Genomic DNA, 14511 nt, shown 5'->3' with positions numbered 1-14511 from the left:
ATCCAATAACTTTTTTATTTTACACTCTCATAATCTAAAAAATATAGGATATTTAAAAGTTATTAGTAGCGTTTTTGGGGGAAACTGTTATAATGATTCTTAAGAAACTGAGACAATTTATGTTTTACCATCTCACAAAGTTTCTGGAGAAGTGTATACTTCTACCTTTTAGAAGAATGAAAGAGGTTTTTGTATGGGTTATTCGAGTGAAAAATCGTTTAACAAGGCTACTTCAGCGGGCTTTATTATCGCACTTGGGGTAGTTTATGGTGATATCGGTACAAGTCCGTTGTATACTATGCAATCCATTGTCTCAGGACAAGGCGGCTTGCAGAATATTTCAGAGAACTTTATCTTAGGGGCAGTTTCTCTTGTTATTTGGACGCTAACCCTGATTACTACAGTTAAATATGTTTTGATAGCTTTAAGGGCTGACAACCATCAAGAGGGCGGAATATTTTCCCTCTTCACTTTAGTCCGTCGTATGGCTAAATGGCTAATCGTACCGGCGATGATAGGGGGAGCTACTTTACTGGCAGATGGCGCGTTGACTCCAGCGGTAACAGTAACTTCAGCAGTTGAAGGTCTAAAGGGAGTCCCCGGGCTAGGAGAACTATATGCCAACCAATCATTAGTTGTGGTGACTACTTTAATTATTCTGGCCTTCCTTTTCCTCATACAAAGGTTTGGTACGGGAATGGTAGGCAAGCTTTTTGGTCCTATCATGCTGATTTGGTTTGGCTTTCTGGCAACAACAGGAATTCTGAATTCCTTTGCCAATCTTGAGATTTTCAAGGCTATTAATCCTTATTATGCTGTACATCTATTGTTAAGTCCAGAAAACAAAGCAGGCCTTTTCATTTTAGGATCGGTTTTCCTTGCTACAACAGGTGCTGAAGCCCTTTATTCAGACCTTGGCCATGTGGGACGTGGCAACATTTATGTCAGCTGGCCTTTCGTGAAGTTATCCATTGTCTTATCGTACTGTGGACAAGGTGCTTGGTTGTTAGCGCATAGAGGTGGTGACCTCGGAGGAATGAACCCTTTCTTCGCGGTTATTCCGTCAGAGATGATGATTTATGCTGTTATTCTTGCTACACTTGCGTCGATTATTGCATCACAATCATTGATTTCCGGCTCCTTTACTTTAGTTTCAGAAGCTATTCGTTTGAAACTTTTACCTATGATGCGTATTTATTATCCTGGGAAAACTCTCGGACAGCTTTACATTCCAGCAGTGAATTTGGCTTTATGGCTAGCAACCACCAGTATTGTGCTTTATTTTAGAAGTGCAGAGCACATGGAAGCCGCTTATGGTCTAGCCATTACGATTACCATGCTCATGACAACTATCCTTTTGGCTTACTACTTAATCCATAAAGGAATTAAAAAGCCTTTTGCTTACTTGATTGCAGCCTTTTTTGCAAGTATCGAAGTAATCTTCTTTATTGCTTCAGCAGCAAAATTCGTGCACGGTGGTTATGTCGTGGTTATAATGGCGGCTCTGATTATCTTTGTTATGTTTATCTGGTTCCAATCAAATAAAAGTGTTAATAAATATATCAAGTCTTTAGATCTCAATGACTTCAAAGGTCAGCTCAAGGAGCTGAAAGAAGATAAGGAGATGGACCTTTATCAAACAAATATTGTTTATATGAGCAACAAGATGGAGGGCGATTTCATTGATCGTTCTATCTTGTATTCAATTCTTGATAAACGTCCGAAGAAAGCAGAAGTATATTGGTTCGTGAATGTTAAAGTAACCGATGAGCCATGGACTTCAGAGTATGAAGTGGATATGATGGGAACTGATTATATCGTGAAGGTTCATCTTTACTTAGGTTTCCGTATGAAGCAGGAAGTTCCGCGCTATCTACGAACAATTGTGAAAGACTTGATTAAATCAGGCAGATTGCCTAAGCAGGAGCAAAAATATACCACTATGCCAGGGCGTGATGTGGGAGATTTTAGATTTATTGTGATTGAAGAGCGCGTGACCTATGCTCAAAAACTGCCAAGTTTTGACCGCTTTGTTTTGAAGACAAAAGCCAACATTAAGCGCTATACAGCTACACCTGACCGCTGGTTTGGTTTACAATTCTCGGAGGTATCGCTTGAGAGAGTTCCATTGATTTTGTCAGATGTTCACAATCTCAGCATACAGGAACGTCCAAAACCAGAAGAAGGCGATGATGTCACTGAAACATATAAATAAGAAATATAAAAAGCAGTTAGCATTCTAACTGCTTTTTATTTAAATAAAACAAAAGAAAAGACTTATTTCTTGCCTTGGAGTCCACTCTAAGGTGTATAATGCACATATCAACCTTAAGGAGGGATAAGATGACAGAGAAAATAACAGCAGGAAGAGATCTTTTAGAAAATTTTGCTCCAGATTTTGCGAGATATAATGATGACATACTTTTTGGAGAAGTCTGGGCGGATGCGACGCTTTCTCCTAAAGTTCACTCCATCATAACACTGAGTGCTCTGATAAGTAAAGGTGCCACCGAGCAACTTACTTTCCATTTAAAGAAAGCAAAAGAGAACGGCATGACAAAGGACGAAGTGGCTGCATTAATTACTCAGCTTGCCTTTTATGTCGGCTGGCCAAATGCATGGTCAGCATTTAATCAAGCAAAGGAGATTTGGAATGAGCGAAAATAAACCCTTATTTGGCATGGGTGAACTTAACACAGCATATGCACAGTATTTCATAGGAAAGAGCTACTTGAATCCTCTTGTACCCCCTGAAGAAGAAATTCCTTATATGACAGCCAATGTGACCTTTGAACCAGGCACCCGAAACAACTGGCACATTCATCGTTCAGGTTATCAGATTTTACTAATTACTGATGGGGAAGGCTGGTATCAAGAAGAGGGGAAGAAAGCCCAGTCTCTTAAAGCAGGAGATGTCATTGTAACAAGAGATGGCATCAAGCATTGGCATGGAGCCAAAAAAGACTCATGGATGAGTCACATTGCTATAACTGCTGGTGAAGCCGAGTGGCTCGAAGCGGTTGATGATAAGGCTTATAAAGATTTATAATTAAGGAGAAAATAACGATGCTTACAGATACATATGAATTAATAAATGGAGTAAAAATTCCTAAACTTGGTTTTGGCACTTGGTTACTCGACAATGAACAAGCTGCCCGTGCGGTAAAAGAAGCACTTCAAGCTGGTTATCGTCATATTGATACGGCTGAGGCGTATGAAAATGAAGCAGGAGTGGGACGAGGCATCCGTGAGTCAGGTATAGCGCGTGATGAAATATTTGTGACTACTAAGCTACATGCAGAAATTAAAGACTACGACCAAGCAAAACTTGCTATAGCAGAGTCTTTGGAAAAACTGGGACTTGATTCAATCGACTTGATGATTATCCATTCTCCTAAACCTTGGAATGATTTCTTAGGTAAGGAACGCTATTTTGAAGGAAATCTTGCTGCCTGGAAAGCCTTAGAAGAAGCTTATGAAGAAGGAAAACTTAAAGCTATAGGTGTATCTAATTTTGAAACTATTGACTTGGAAAACTTAATTAACCATGGAAAAATCCCACCAATGGTTAACCAAGTCTTGGCACATATTGGGAATATTCCCTCAGAAGTAATCGAATACAGTAAAAAACATGATGTTTTAGTCGAAGCATATTCTCCATTTGGCCATGGGGATATGTTTAAACATGAAGCGCTAAAAGAAATAGCGGATAAATATGGTGTTTCTGTGGCACAACTCGCAGTACGCTATCTTTTGCAACTGGGTTTGCTGCCCTTACCAAAAGCATCAAGTCTCGACCATATGAGAAATAATGCTGATGTTGATTTCATTATTGGAGATTCAGATATCAAAAGACTTGATAATTTTACTAAAATTGAATATTCTAAAGAAAATAAAGTTTTCCCCGTTTATCAAAAATAGGAGTAGTTCATGAACATAAAGCAAATCAGTGAAAAGTATGGTATTCCTGCAGATACTTTAAGATATTGGGAGAGGGTTAAGGCCATCCCAGCAGTGACACGAAATTCTTCTGGATATAGAGATTATGATGAAGAAGATGAAGACTGGATTCATTGGACAAGTTGTATGAGAAGTGCTGGAGTATCACTTGAGAGGATCATCGAATATATTGACTTATTTGCAAGAGGTGAGCAGACTATTGATGCGAGAAAAACACTGCTGACCGAGCAGCTAAAAGTAATCGAAGATAAGCAGTCGGAACTCCAACATATGCACGATATATTAGAAGAAAAAATTAATCATTATGAAGACCATATGCTGAAATATGAAGGAAAGCTCAAAAAACCTTAGTATTTCCATAAAAATTACTTTCTTGTTCCTATAATACTCTAAAGTATCTGCTATACAAACACGTATTCTTGCTATATAATGATTTATATAAGAGTTAAAATAAGGAGGAGAAGAATATGAAAGCTATAGAAGTATCTGAGTTTGGAGACAGCAGTGTACTGAAGTATAAAGAAGTAGAAGAGCCAGTTCTTAAAGATGATGAGCTTTATGTATCACTAAGAGCTGCTGCGGTAAATCCTGTAGAAACATATGTACGTCAAGGGACCTATGCTCAGCTTCCCTCCCTGCCTTATATACCCGGAAAAGATGGAGCAGGTATTGTGAAGTCTGTTGGCGCAAACGTCAAGACTTTCAAACCAGGAGACAGAGTCTTTTTGACAGTAGACAGCAATGCGCAGTCGGGGACTTATGCCCAAGGAATTTCTTGCAAAGAAACAGAAGTAACCTTCCTCCCAGAAAATATGTCTTATAATGAGGGAGCAGCACTAGGATCAAGTGGACTAACCGCACTTTATGCTTTAAAGCAAAAAGCTGATATAAAATCTGGTGATCTTCTACTCATTCATGGTGCGAGTGGAGGTGTCGGAACCCTGATGCTCCAATTTGCAAAATTATATGGAGCAAAAGTGATTGCCACTGCTGGTTCAGAAGAAGGACTTCAAGTTCTTCGAGACCGAGGTGCAGACTATGTCTTTAATCACCATAAGGATGGCTATATTGATGAAATCAAAAACTATGGTATAAATGTGATTATTGAAATGTTGGCCAATGTAAACTTACAAAATGATTTAGAAGTAATTGGTAAGCAGGGTAAGATAGTTATTGTAGGAAATCGAGGGGAGATAACAATTAACCCAAGATTACTTATGATGAAGGAAGCAACTGTGACTGGCCTCTTGCTGTCGAATATTACTGCTGACGAAGTTGAAGAAAATACCAAATTACTCTTGTCTGGATTGGAAAACGGTGTTAAACCAGTTATTGACAAAGTATTCCCTCTGAATGAAGCAGATAAAGCTCAAGATTATATTATGGACAACCGAGGGAGTTTAGGAAAAGTCATTCTTTCTGTTAATGTGTGAAAACTTGTTATAAAATACTGGATTTTAATCTGGTATTTTTTATTTTAAAGAAGGCTTGACTTTAGTGCGAAAACGTACTATAATTAAATGGTACGACTTCGTACTAAAAACGCTTCTAACTTTAAAATCGGAGGAATAATATGCACCATCGTGATTTAATGACTGAATTTAGCACGGCTTTAGGGAAGGTTGACACAGCTTATGCCTTGGTAGCTCAGAGATATAACTTGACCTTTAATGGATTGATGACTTTATATATCGTTGATGAAAAAAATGAAGTTACACAAAAAGAAATCAGTGATACACTCTTTTTGCCTAAATCAACCGTTCATAGTTTGCTTTTGAAGTTGCAAAAACAAGAAATACTTGAGTTAACTAAGGGAAAAAATGCTAAAGAGAAGTTTATCATTTTTACCGATAAAGGCAGAGAAGTGTTTGAGGAAATTCAAGGTCAAACGGATCTTTTTGAGACTCGTGTAATAGAGGAATTCGGATTAGACAATGCTCAAAAATTTCTTGAAAGTACGAAAATTTTCACAGATAGTTTATTACAAAATGCCCGAAAAGTAATGGAGGATAAGGAAGATGAAGCTTGAAATACGTGAATTAGACCAAAAAGATTACCAAAAAGCTATAAAATTTGCTGTAAAGGGCATGAGCTTTGACCGATATGGGGAAAATCCATCTATCATCAATATGTATGGTAAATACTTCCTCTATCTAGAATTATCAAAGGCCACCCAAGTTATTGCAGCCTATATGGAGGATGAATTGGTTGGTTTATTGCTCGCAGAAGTTTATGGAGAACCGAAAATTAAGCAAACTTTGGGACAAAAGCTATATATAAAAGCTTTTGGCTTCTTACAATCTCTTTATGCAAGTGGTGGCCTCGGGACATATGAAGCCACAAATAAGGACCTTCTGAATATCTACAAAAGCAAAACACAGCCTGATGGTGAAATTTTATTCTTAGCTGCCGATCCAGATAAAAAAATAAAAGGTGTGGGTACAACTTTGCTGAAAGAACTAGAAGCACGAGAACCAGGTAAAGAAATATTTTTATATACAGATTCGGGATGTACTTACCAATTTTATGAACACAAAGGTTTCGTTTTAGAAGGCGCGCGTGATATTCAGTTAAAAATTGGAAAAAGTAAAACAGACTTAACCGCTATGCTTTTTAGTAAAAGATTGACTCAGAGATAAAAACAAGACTTATCTATAAATAAAAAAGATTAGCCCTTTGGCTAATCTTTTTTATATGAGCGGAGCGATACTTCACAATATTAACAGCTTAACTTATATTAATAAGAGAATCAATCAAAATATTTTACAAAAAAAATTTATTATAGTATTATTGACTAGTCAACAATTGACCGGTCAATTAAGAAGGAGGCGATATGGACCTTAGACAGATGAGCCAGCTCTTTTATCAGCTCAAACTTGCAAATCAAGAGATGACGACAAAGTTTGAAAAAGAGACTGGCTTCAGTATTACTCGTTATGAACTCATGATGTTTTTGAAAGAGAACGGGCAATGTTCTCAGGGAGAATTACAAAACAATTTAAAAATAGATAGTGCTGCCATTACACGGCACTTGAAAATACTAGAAACCAAAGGTTACGTCGCTCGTGAAAGAAATAAACAAAATAATCGAGAAGTTTTTGTAACTATCACAGAATGTTCAAAAGAAGCTTTGGAATCCTGTGAAAGAGAGTATAACTCTTCAGAAAATAAATTAAAGTTGCCTTTCACAGCTCAGGAAGAAAGTTTGTTTCTTGAGTTATTGACAAGGTTAACAGAAGAAAAGGAAAAATAAATGACAACGAATAGAGTAAATAACGATTTCTCAGAAATCACTTTTGGCAGAAAATCAGTACGAGTTTATGATGAAACATATAAAATCTCACATGAAGAAATGTTAGAAATGATTCAAGAGGCAACAACAGCACCATCATCTGTAAATATGCAACCTTGGCGCTTTGTAGTGGTTGAAAGCGATGAAGAAAAGGAAAAGCTAAAGCCTTTGATTCGCTTTAATACCCGCCAAAACGAAACTTCTTCGGCCATGGTCCTTATATTTGGAGATATGTTGTGTTATGAATTAGGTGAAGAAATTTATAACCAAGCTGTGGAAGAAGGCAAAATGCCTCCTGAAGTGAGAGATCAACAACTGGAAACAATCATCCCTTATTATCAAAGTTTTACTAAAGAAGTAATGAATGATGTGGTTAAAGTTGACTCTAGCTTAGCTGCGATGCAATTTATGCTAATCGCGCGTGCACATGGTTATGAAACAAATCCTATTGGAGGATTTGAGTCAGACCAGTTGGCAGAAGCTTTTGGCTTGGACGAAAAGCGCTATGTCCCTGTTATCATTTTGTCAGTTGGTAAAGCTAAAGAAACTGGTTATGAATCAGTACGCTTACCTGCTGAAAAGATTACTGAATTTAAATAATCAAGTGATTAAACAAGAGAGTGATATTGGATAGAATTACGAAACTGTAGTTTCCCCTACCGCTCTCTTGTATTATGAAATAAACTCGAAAACTTTATTGAATATTTTCTATAAGCATACTTTCTGGCCGAGATTTTTAAGGCGAGAGGGTAGGCTTTTTCATTTCCTATCTCTCAGCTATAAGTATTAATAATCACCTCATAGCCAAGATACTCTTACTCTTGAAAATGGATAATGCTTCGAGATATGGTGTTAGAGTATTAATATTTAAGTGATGAATACGAGATAAGATATTTATCTTTTGAAATCATAGAAACTATTTTATAGAGGAGTATTCCTAAGAAATAGTTCACAAAAGCAGTTGAGACAACCGTGATGAAAAGTACGGGAAGTCCCATTTTAAAGACAATCATTAATTCAGAAATATGGAGGAGCTTGCCAAAGAAATAAACTGAAAGAACATAGACAGAGCCACTTACGAGAGTAGAAATGAAGTAAGTTACACCTACCTTCATCAAAAATAATTTTGGAGAGGATTTGATGATTAATTTATAAATAAGCAGGCAGACTAAAGCTGATAGAGTGCGGTCAAAAGCAGAGGGTATTTGAAAAATCGGATTACTTCCCAGCACCATAGATGTGATAATGACAAGACCACTTGCTAAGAAAGTTTGCTTTACTGTGGGCTTTATCATTACACATAAGAATAAAAATGCTAATGAAAAATCGGGACGAATAATACCAGCGATACTGGGGGTAATTACATTTAAAATTTGACCGATAATAATCAGCACAGGAGTGAGGGCAATAATATTTGATGATTTAGTTTTTTTGTTCATGAGTGTCTCTCTTTCTATATTTAGGAATGGGATAGAGTACTTTCTAGAACACAAAAAAGCATAGAATATTCTATGCTCATATCATCAATATTTTGCATAGATACAGGTTTTAGAAAGTACACTAAAATTTGTATCTATGGAATTCATTTAGAAGCCATACATACACCTGTATCTTTGCCAAAGTTTAGTAGAATAACAGTTGTTCATTATGCGTACAGCTCCTTTCGTTTTTTGTTAATAGTAATACTATCATTTTATAAATTAACTGTCAATGATTAAATATCTTATGCAAAAAGATTTTCTCTAAAAGTTTATAAGTTATAGTTTTACAACACCTGGTAACAAGCGGAGTGAACAGGAAAATTCTCTTCTAAAATGGTATACTAAATTTTTTTAACTTGAGTTGTTTTTTTAATAATAGTCTGCGGGGTTATGGTAAAATTAAAGTAAGATAAAGAGATTAAAATGTATATAATATAATAAAATAGGAGGGACGGACTATGGTTTATAAAAAATATGGTGAAGTCTTTAAAAAATTGCGCTTACAGCACCATTTACTTTTAAGTGATTTCGAACGTGTAGGTTTATCAAAATCAACCTTGTCTTATTTTGAAAATGGTAAATCAATGATTTCTTTAGATAAGTTGGATCTCGCTCTACAAGAAATGCATACAACATTCCGTTCTTATATGTTAATGATTAATAACGATGAGGAAGATTACTGGCTGTCACAGTTCAAAGAAATGGAGCAAAGCTATTTTAGTAATGATCAGGACAATCTCCAAAAAATATACCGTAAAAATATAAAATACGACATGGAAGAAAATCAAGTGATTGCGCTCTCCGCAAAAGCTTGCTATGCACAACTTTCCACGGATGAAGTACATTATATAGAAAATAAGCTTAAATCTTATGAGGTTTGGCATAGTTATGAAATGTATATTCTAGTGAATACATTAGAAGAAATTAATCCTGACTTATTATATAGCCTTATAGAGAGAATTTTATCCCAAAATAGTCAATACTTAAAAGAAATCACTGAATTTAGAAATCTATTAATTAGACTCGTTATCCGGACAATTCTTTCCATGATTAGAAGAGGACAAAAGAATTTTTCAGAAAAGTTAATACATGAATTAGATAAATTAACGCTTGTGTTTGATACATATGTCAGAATATCTTCAATTTTTGTAAATGGTTGTTGGATTTATAAGTTTGAAGATAAAAATATGGGAATGAAACTGGTCAGTAGAGTTCTAAAAATATTATCGGAAATAGATGCTTTGGAGTTACGGGAAATTTTTAAAAATAATTTTGAACAAATAAAATTATCGAATGGAAATTAATCGTAAATAATAAAAAAGAAGGTTATTAAACCTTCTTTTTTTTATCTAAAAACTAGCCATACAGAAGTATTTTTTAGCCTATATAAAACTCGGAAAAAGGATTTACATATATAAATTATTCAATTAATTGAACTTGAAATGAGGAAAAAATATTAAAAAAATAAAAAAAAGTTGTTTTTATTAACTTAGAGAAATTATTAATTTTTCATCTTAGATTTGTCTATATAATTTTACCGAAAAATAGTTTGAATTTGTGAAAGATATGGTGTATTTTAGTAATACATAAGGATAAAACAAAAATTTTTTTAATGTTATAAAAAGGCCAAAACTAAAAATCTTGTTTATTTTTGACGGAAAATTATAAAAACATTATAAAAAGATTTGTGTAAAGGAGGGGATTCAAAATCAAAAATTAAAAAAATTTGAGTAGGTTTATCCTGAAAAGTGAGTTTAAAAAATGGAAGGAGAAATTATGAATAAATATATAAGGAATTTACAGGGCGTTGCAACGGTTATTGCAACTCTGTCACTTTTACTCAATTTATTCCTCCCAGGAATTACAGTAGTAGCAGAAACAGTTAATGAAGCAACTTCTACGACCGAGGTGATACGCTCTTCTGAAAAAGATATAGCGTTAAACGAAAATTCTGGAAAAAAAGAAGCCATAAAGGGCTCTTTAGGGGAGAGTAAACAAGGAGGGACAACAGAGAAAGCGAAACCGTCGTCTGACCAAGAAATTAATAGAGAGAGTAGCACTGCAGAATCTTCAGAGACGAAAAAAAGTTCGATGAAGTCCATTATTGGAGAAAGCCAAAATGCGAATGATGGGCCTACTGCATCTACTGAATTAACTTTAGAAGAATATTTGGCACAAAATGATTACCTACTTGCCGATGGGAAGCTGTATTCAACAAATGGAACGGATGTACGTGAAGATTTAAAAGACGTTTTATCAGTCCTAGCTCAAAAATATGGATATGGTTTGGGTATTTCTCCGAGAGCTGCAAGTGATGTCGTTATTGACGATGCTTACAGTATTAAGACAGCTAGTTGGACATACACCAATGGGAAAGAAGGTTCACGCTGGTTTGCTAAGAGGGATGATGATCAAACAAAACGAAATCTTCTATGGTGTATTGAACCAGCAGCTCCTTTATATGCGGGTGCCAATACAGGTTTTACTTTAGGTCAAGATACTTCTACCAAAATGCAAAAGATTTCTTTAATGGCCTACTTTGGATATGAGAAGCAAAAATCGATTGTAAATGCTTTTTATACAGAAAAATATAGCCAAGAAATTGCTACAGGAATTGGTGTTAGTAGTATTTCAGATACAGCAAATAGTGTAAGTTTAGCTGGTTATAATGCTTTCAAAAAAGCAGTAGATGAAAAGATTCGTCCGTTTTATAATCCGCCAAGTTTCGCTGGGAAAAACATCACAATCAATGCAGGAGAAACACTTACATTGACGGATGAAAATAATAGCCTAGCAGCATACAAAGTCACTTCAACTCCTGCAAATATGACAGTGACTAAAAGTGGGAATACCCTCACAATTAAAGCGATATCTGCTGCCAATATTGCCGATCTTCGCTTCGCTTTTGATATCGACCCCGCCTATGTAGGTGCCACAGTTGTTTACAAACATGCTACTTTACAAGATGTGGTTAAAGGGCGTGTTTATAATCCAACAGGGTTTGATTTATCAATAAAAGTTAACAATGAAATAAAAACTAATGCCAGTGACGCAGAAGATGGCGATAAAGTATTATCGCCTGAAGAAGAAGTAACAATTTTTGATGATGTAGAGTACAGTCATCTATTTACAGATGGACGGACTTACAGTATCAAAGGTAAACTAATGGATAAGCAAACGGGAGCACCGTTACTCGTAAATGGCAAAGAAGTAACAGCAGAAAAATCTTTTATTCCTACTCAAAGTAGTGGAACAATCCGCCTTGCTTTCACTTTTGATGCTTCTGTTTTAGCAGGTAAAAAAGTAGTTGTTTTTGAAGACTTATATGATGAAAATATAAAAGTCGGGACACATAGTGACTTAACGGACGAAGGACAAACAGTTGAGTTTGATGAGCCCAAAATTTCAACAACTGCGACAAACCAAGATGATGGCTCAAAATTATTTGATCCAGAAGAAAAAGTTACTTTAGTTGATAGTGTAGCTTATCATAACTTACAAATTGGAAAAACGTATAAAGTTTCAGGCGTTCTCATGAATAAAGCAACTGGGCAACCATTGGTCGTTGGGGAAGAAAAAGTTACAGGTGAAACGATTTTTACTCCAACAGCTTCCGATGGAACTATTGATGTGGTGTTTGAATTTAACGCTTCTGCTTTAGCTGGTAGCGAGTTAGTTGTTTTCGAAAAGATTGAGCGTCAACACGCTGTGGATAAGGAATATCGTTTTGTTGCTAAGCACGAAGATTTAAATGATGCAGGGCAAACAGTTGAAATAACAGACCCTAAAATAGCAACACAAGCAACAAATGCCAATGATGGTACCCAAAGTTTTGAGCCTGTAGAAACAATTACCCTTAAGGACGAAGTAGCTTATGAAAACTTAATTGAAGGTAAGGTATACACTGCCAAGGGAACGCTTATGGATAAAGCAACTGGTAAACCTTTGGAGATTAATGGTAAAAAAGTTACCGCCCAAACAACCTTTATCGCAGGTCAAGGTGAAGTGACCAAAGAGGAAGAGATGGTTGATTTAGAGGGAACACCTACTAAACGTGTAAGTGGGACTATCGAGGTCATCTTTACTTTCAATGGTTTACATCTCAACGGGAAAGAGCTCGTCGTCTTTGAAGCTCTAGAACGTAAGGGTTCTGAAATAGCTGTTCATGCAGATCTTGAGGATGAAAAGCAAACTGTTAAATTTACAGATCCAAAATTAGCGACACAAGCTCGAAATATAGAAGACGGTACTCAAGTATTTGACCCATTAGCAACGGTTGTTCTGGAGGATGAAGTAGCATATGAGAATTTAGTCGAAGGACAAGTTTACACAGTAAATGGAACGCTCATGGATAAAGCTACTGGTAAGCCTTTGGAGATTAATGGCGAGAAAGTTACGGCTCAAACAACCTTTATTGCAGGGCAAGATAAGGCAGTCGATGAGAAGACGAAAGATGTTTTAGGAAGTAAAAAAACTTTTGTCAGCGGAAAAATTCATGTCACTTTCAAATTTATTGGTTTACATTTAAAAGGGAAAGAACTTGTAGTTTTTGAGTCTCTCGTTCGTGCTGGCTCTGAAATAGCCGTGCATGCTGATTTAAAGGATAAAGGACAAACTGTAAAAGTCACTGAACCTAAAATTGGTACAAAAGCTACAAATGCTCAAGATGGTACACAAAGTTTTGAGACAAATGGTAGCGTCGTCTTAAATGACCAAGTTACTTATACAAATTTAATTGCAGGTAAAACCTATACAGTTACTGGGACACTGATGGATAAAGCCACAGGACGTCCGCTTCAAATTAATGGTCAAAAAGTTATGGCATCAACAACATTTGTTGCTGGAGAAGGTGGACCAAGTAATAGTCAAAAAGTTACAGGATCTCTTGTGAGTGGGAAAGTGAATGTGGTGTTTAACTTTAATGCTCAATATTTGCAAGGTAAAGAAGTAGTTGTCTTTGAATCTTTGGTACGAGAAGGAACTGAAATAGCAGTTCACGCCGATTTGGAAGATGAAAACCAAACTGTGAACTTTAGAACACCAGTATCTAACGAATCAATCCTTCCAGATTTAGGAGACCATTCTTTACTAGGTGGTGTGGTATTAGGTTTACTTTTCTTAGTATTAGCAAGTTCATTTGTGTTATATCGTTTGAAAAATAATAAATGATTATGAGGAGATTTCTAAAGGGCTTCAGTAATTTTTTGTAATTAGGAAACAATAATTATAAAAAAGCTAGGCCGAGAAAGCGTCCTCAGTTGTATATTCTTCAATACCTAATATGAACAAGTCAATATTAAATAAAAAGAGCATATTTAAGGATAAAAAATATGAAAATTTACTATAGAGGGAGTTGTGCATCAAGTAAAAAAGCTCTTGAATGGTTTAGAAGCCATGACATCGAAATAGAAGTAGTGAAGATTAGAGAAATAACACATAAAGATTTGATACATGTGCTTTCTCTTTCTGACAATGGCGTGTTTGATATTGTGAAGCGCTCCAGTGGACCTGTTTCTGATGAAAATATTAAAAATAGGGAAAAAATAAATAATATGAGTTTTAATGAAGCACTCGTCTATTTAAAGAAGCATCCTGCTTTACTCATGACCCCTATAATATTGGAAGCAGATAGGTGTCTAATAGGTTTTAATTCAGAGCAAATACGTCAATTTTTTCCTATAAAATATAGAAAAACATTACAATGATATATTTTAGGATAAAGAAATTCAAAGGGAAAAATTAAATTGTGATTACTGGGCTTACGAGTCCAGTAATTTT

Annotated in this window: 14 protein-coding genes; 13 read left to right on the top strand and 1 reads right to left on the bottom strand. The window is 35.6% G+C overall.

All coding sequences use genetic code 11. From position 1 onward, the window contains the following. The first annotated feature begins 193 nt into the window (after nt 1–193). The 10 genes from I6G50_RS06290 to I6G50_RS06245 all read left to right on the top strand — a co-directional run bounded on the left by I6G50_RS06290 (nt 194) and on the right by I6G50_RS06245 (nt 7852). The gene (locus I6G50_RS06290) at nt 194–2215 is read left to right on the top strand and encodes a KUP/HAK/KT family potassium transporter (protein ID WP_197908274.1); all 2022 of its coding nucleotides are present in this window, start codon (nt 194–196) and stop codon (nt 2213–2215) included. Between the two features lie 128 nt (nt 2216–2343). Continuing rightward, nucleotides 2344–2667, top strand: coding sequence for a carboxymuconolactone decarboxylase family protein (locus tag I6G50_RS06285; protein ID WP_197908273.1), 324 nt, complete (start codon nt 2344–2346; stop codon nt 2665–2667). Beyond that, nucleotides 2654–3049, top strand: coding sequence for a cupin domain-containing protein (locus tag I6G50_RS06280; protein WP_197908272.1), 396 nt, complete (start codon nt 2654–2656; stop codon nt 3047–3049). Before I6G50_RS06285 ends, I6G50_RS06280 begins: the two co-directional genes overlap by 14 nt. Nucleotides 3050–3066: 17 nt before the next feature. Next, on the top strand, nt 3067–3921 hold the full coding sequence (locus I6G50_RS06275) for an aldo/keto reductase (RefSeq protein WP_197908271.1): 855 nt from the start codon (nt 3067–3069) through the stop codon (nt 3919–3921). A gap of 9 nt (nt 3922–3930) precedes the next feature. Next, nucleotides 3931–4311 (top strand): MerR family transcriptional regulator, encoded by a 381-nt coding sequence (locus I6G50_RS06270; protein ID WP_081168484.1) that lies wholly within the window; start codon nt 3931–3933, stop codon nt 4309–4311. A gap of 116 nt (nt 4312–4427) precedes the next feature. Beyond that, entirely contained in the window at nt 4428–5393 is a 966-nt protein-coding gene (locus I6G50_RS06265; protein WP_197908270.1) for an NADPH:quinone reductase, read from the top strand. A 140-nt stretch (nt 5394–5533) separates the two neighbouring features. Beyond that, on the top strand, nt 5534–5989 hold the full coding sequence (locus I6G50_RS06260) for a MarR family winged helix-turn-helix transcriptional regulator (protein WP_003136011.1): 456 nt from the start codon (nt 5534–5536) through the stop codon (nt 5987–5989). Then, nucleotides 5979–6599: a GNAT family N-acetyltransferase gene (locus I6G50_RS06255; protein WP_197908269.1), complete on the top strand. Its 621-nt coding sequence runs from the start codon at nt 5979–5981 to the stop codon at nt 6597–6599. Before I6G50_RS06260 ends, I6G50_RS06255 begins: the two co-directional genes overlap by 11 nt. A 194-nt stretch (nt 6600–6793) precedes the next feature. Continuing rightward, nucleotides 6794–7213 carry a MarR family winged helix-turn-helix transcriptional regulator gene (locus I6G50_RS06250; RefSeq protein ID WP_081168491.1) on the top strand — a complete coding sequence of 140 codons (420 nt, stop codon included), beginning with the start codon at nt 6794–6796 and terminating at the stop codon, nt 7211–7213. After that, nucleotides 7214–7852 carry a nitroreductase family protein gene (locus tag I6G50_RS06245; protein ID WP_197908268.1) on the top strand — a complete coding sequence of 213 codons (639 nt, stop codon included), beginning with the start codon at nt 7214–7216 and terminating at the stop codon, nt 7850–7852. 260 nt (nt 7853–8112) lie between these two features. On the opposite strand, the gene I6G50_RS06240 is transcribed toward I6G50_RS06245, so the two are convergent. Then, on the bottom strand, nt 8113–8691 hold the full coding sequence (locus I6G50_RS06240) for a tryptophan transporter (RefSeq protein ID WP_081168495.1): 579 nt from the start codon (nt 8689–8691) through the stop codon (nt 8113–8115). A gap of 500 nt (nt 8692–9191) precedes the next feature. On the opposite strand from I6G50_RS06240, the gene I6G50_RS06235 reads away from it, so the two are divergent. The 3 genes from I6G50_RS06235 (at nt 9192) to I6G50_RS06225 (ending at nt 14438) form a co-directional block, all read left to right on the top strand. After that, on the top strand, nt 9192–10037 hold the full coding sequence (locus tag I6G50_RS06235) for an Rgg/GadR/MutR family transcriptional regulator (RefSeq protein ID WP_003136004.1): 846 nt from the start codon (nt 9192–9194) through the stop codon (nt 10035–10037). Nucleotides 10038–10509: 472 nt separating this feature from the next. After that, on the top strand, nt 10510–13902 hold the full coding sequence (locus I6G50_RS06230; RefSeq protein WP_197908267.1) for a VaFE repeat-containing surface-anchored protein: 3393 nt from the start codon (nt 10510–10512) through the stop codon (nt 13900–13902). A gap of 161 nt (nt 13903–14063) precedes the next feature. Further along, a complete protein-coding gene (locus I6G50_RS06225) occupies nt 14064–14438 on the top strand; it encodes an ArsC/Spx/MgsR family protein (RefSeq protein ID WP_081168499.1) in 375 nt (124 codons plus the stop codon). The last annotated feature ends 73 nt before the right edge of the window (nt 14439–14511 follow it).

The organism is Lactococcus garvieae, from assembly GCF_016027715.1.
Lineage (GTDB): Bacteria > Bacillota > Bacilli > Lactobacillales > Streptococcaceae > Lactococcus > Lactococcus garvieae_A.
The sequence above is the reverse complement of the archived record's forward strand: the minus strand, read 5'-3'. Positions and strand labels throughout refer to the sequence as shown.

What these genes read in the sequence shown, in the direction of transcription:
- I6G50_RS06235 (WP_003136004.1), top strand. Translation starts at nt 9,192, where the DNA reads ATGGTTTATAAAAAATATGGTGAAGTCTTTAAAAAATTGCGCTTACAG.
- I6G50_RS06245 (WP_197908268.1), top strand. Translation starts at nt 7,214, where the DNA reads ATGACAACGAATAGAGTAAATAACGATTTCTCAGAAATCACTTTTGGC.
- I6G50_RS06275 (WP_197908271.1), top strand. Translation starts at nt 3,067, where the DNA reads ATGCTTACAGATACATATGAATTAATAAATGGAGTAAAAATTCCTAAA.
- I6G50_RS06290 (WP_197908274.1), top strand. Translation starts at nt 194, where the DNA reads ATGGGTTATTCGAGTGAAAAATCGTTTAACAAGGCTACTTCAGCGGGC.
- I6G50_RS06285 (WP_197908273.1), top strand. Translation starts at nt 2,344, where the DNA reads ATGACAGAGAAAATAACAGCAGGAAGAGATCTTTTAGAAAATTTTGCT.
- I6G50_RS06240 (WP_081168495.1), bottom strand. Translation starts at nt 8,691, where the DNA reads ATGAACAAAAAAACTAAATCATCAAATATTATTGCCCTCACTCCTGTG.
- I6G50_RS06280 (WP_197908272.1), top strand. Translation starts at nt 2,654, where the DNA reads ATGAGCGAAAATAAACCCTTATTTGGCATGGGTGAACTTAACACAGCA.
- I6G50_RS06265 (WP_197908270.1), top strand. Translation starts at nt 4,428, where the DNA reads ATGAAAGCTATAGAAGTATCTGAGTTTGGAGACAGCAGTGTACTGAAG.
- I6G50_RS06270 (WP_081168484.1), top strand. Translation starts at nt 3,931, where the DNA reads ATGAACATAAAGCAAATCAGTGAAAAGTATGGTATTCCTGCAGATACT.
- I6G50_RS06225 (WP_081168499.1), top strand. Translation starts at nt 14,064, where the DNA reads ATGAAAATTTACTATAGAGGGAGTTGTGCATCAAGTAAAAAAGCTCTT.
- I6G50_RS06260 (WP_003136011.1), top strand. Translation starts at nt 5,534, where the DNA reads ATGCACCATCGTGATTTAATGACTGAATTTAGCACGGCTTTAGGGAAG.
- I6G50_RS06250 (WP_081168491.1), top strand. Translation starts at nt 6,794, where the DNA reads ATGGACCTTAGACAGATGAGCCAGCTCTTTTATCAGCTCAAACTTGCA.
- I6G50_RS06255 (WP_197908269.1), top strand. Translation starts at nt 5,979, where the DNA reads ATGAAGCTTGAAATACGTGAATTAGACCAAAAAGATTACCAAAAAGCT.
- I6G50_RS06230 (WP_197908267.1), top strand. Translation starts at nt 10,510, where the DNA reads ATGAATAAATATATAAGGAATTTACAGGGCGTTGCAACGGTTATTGCA.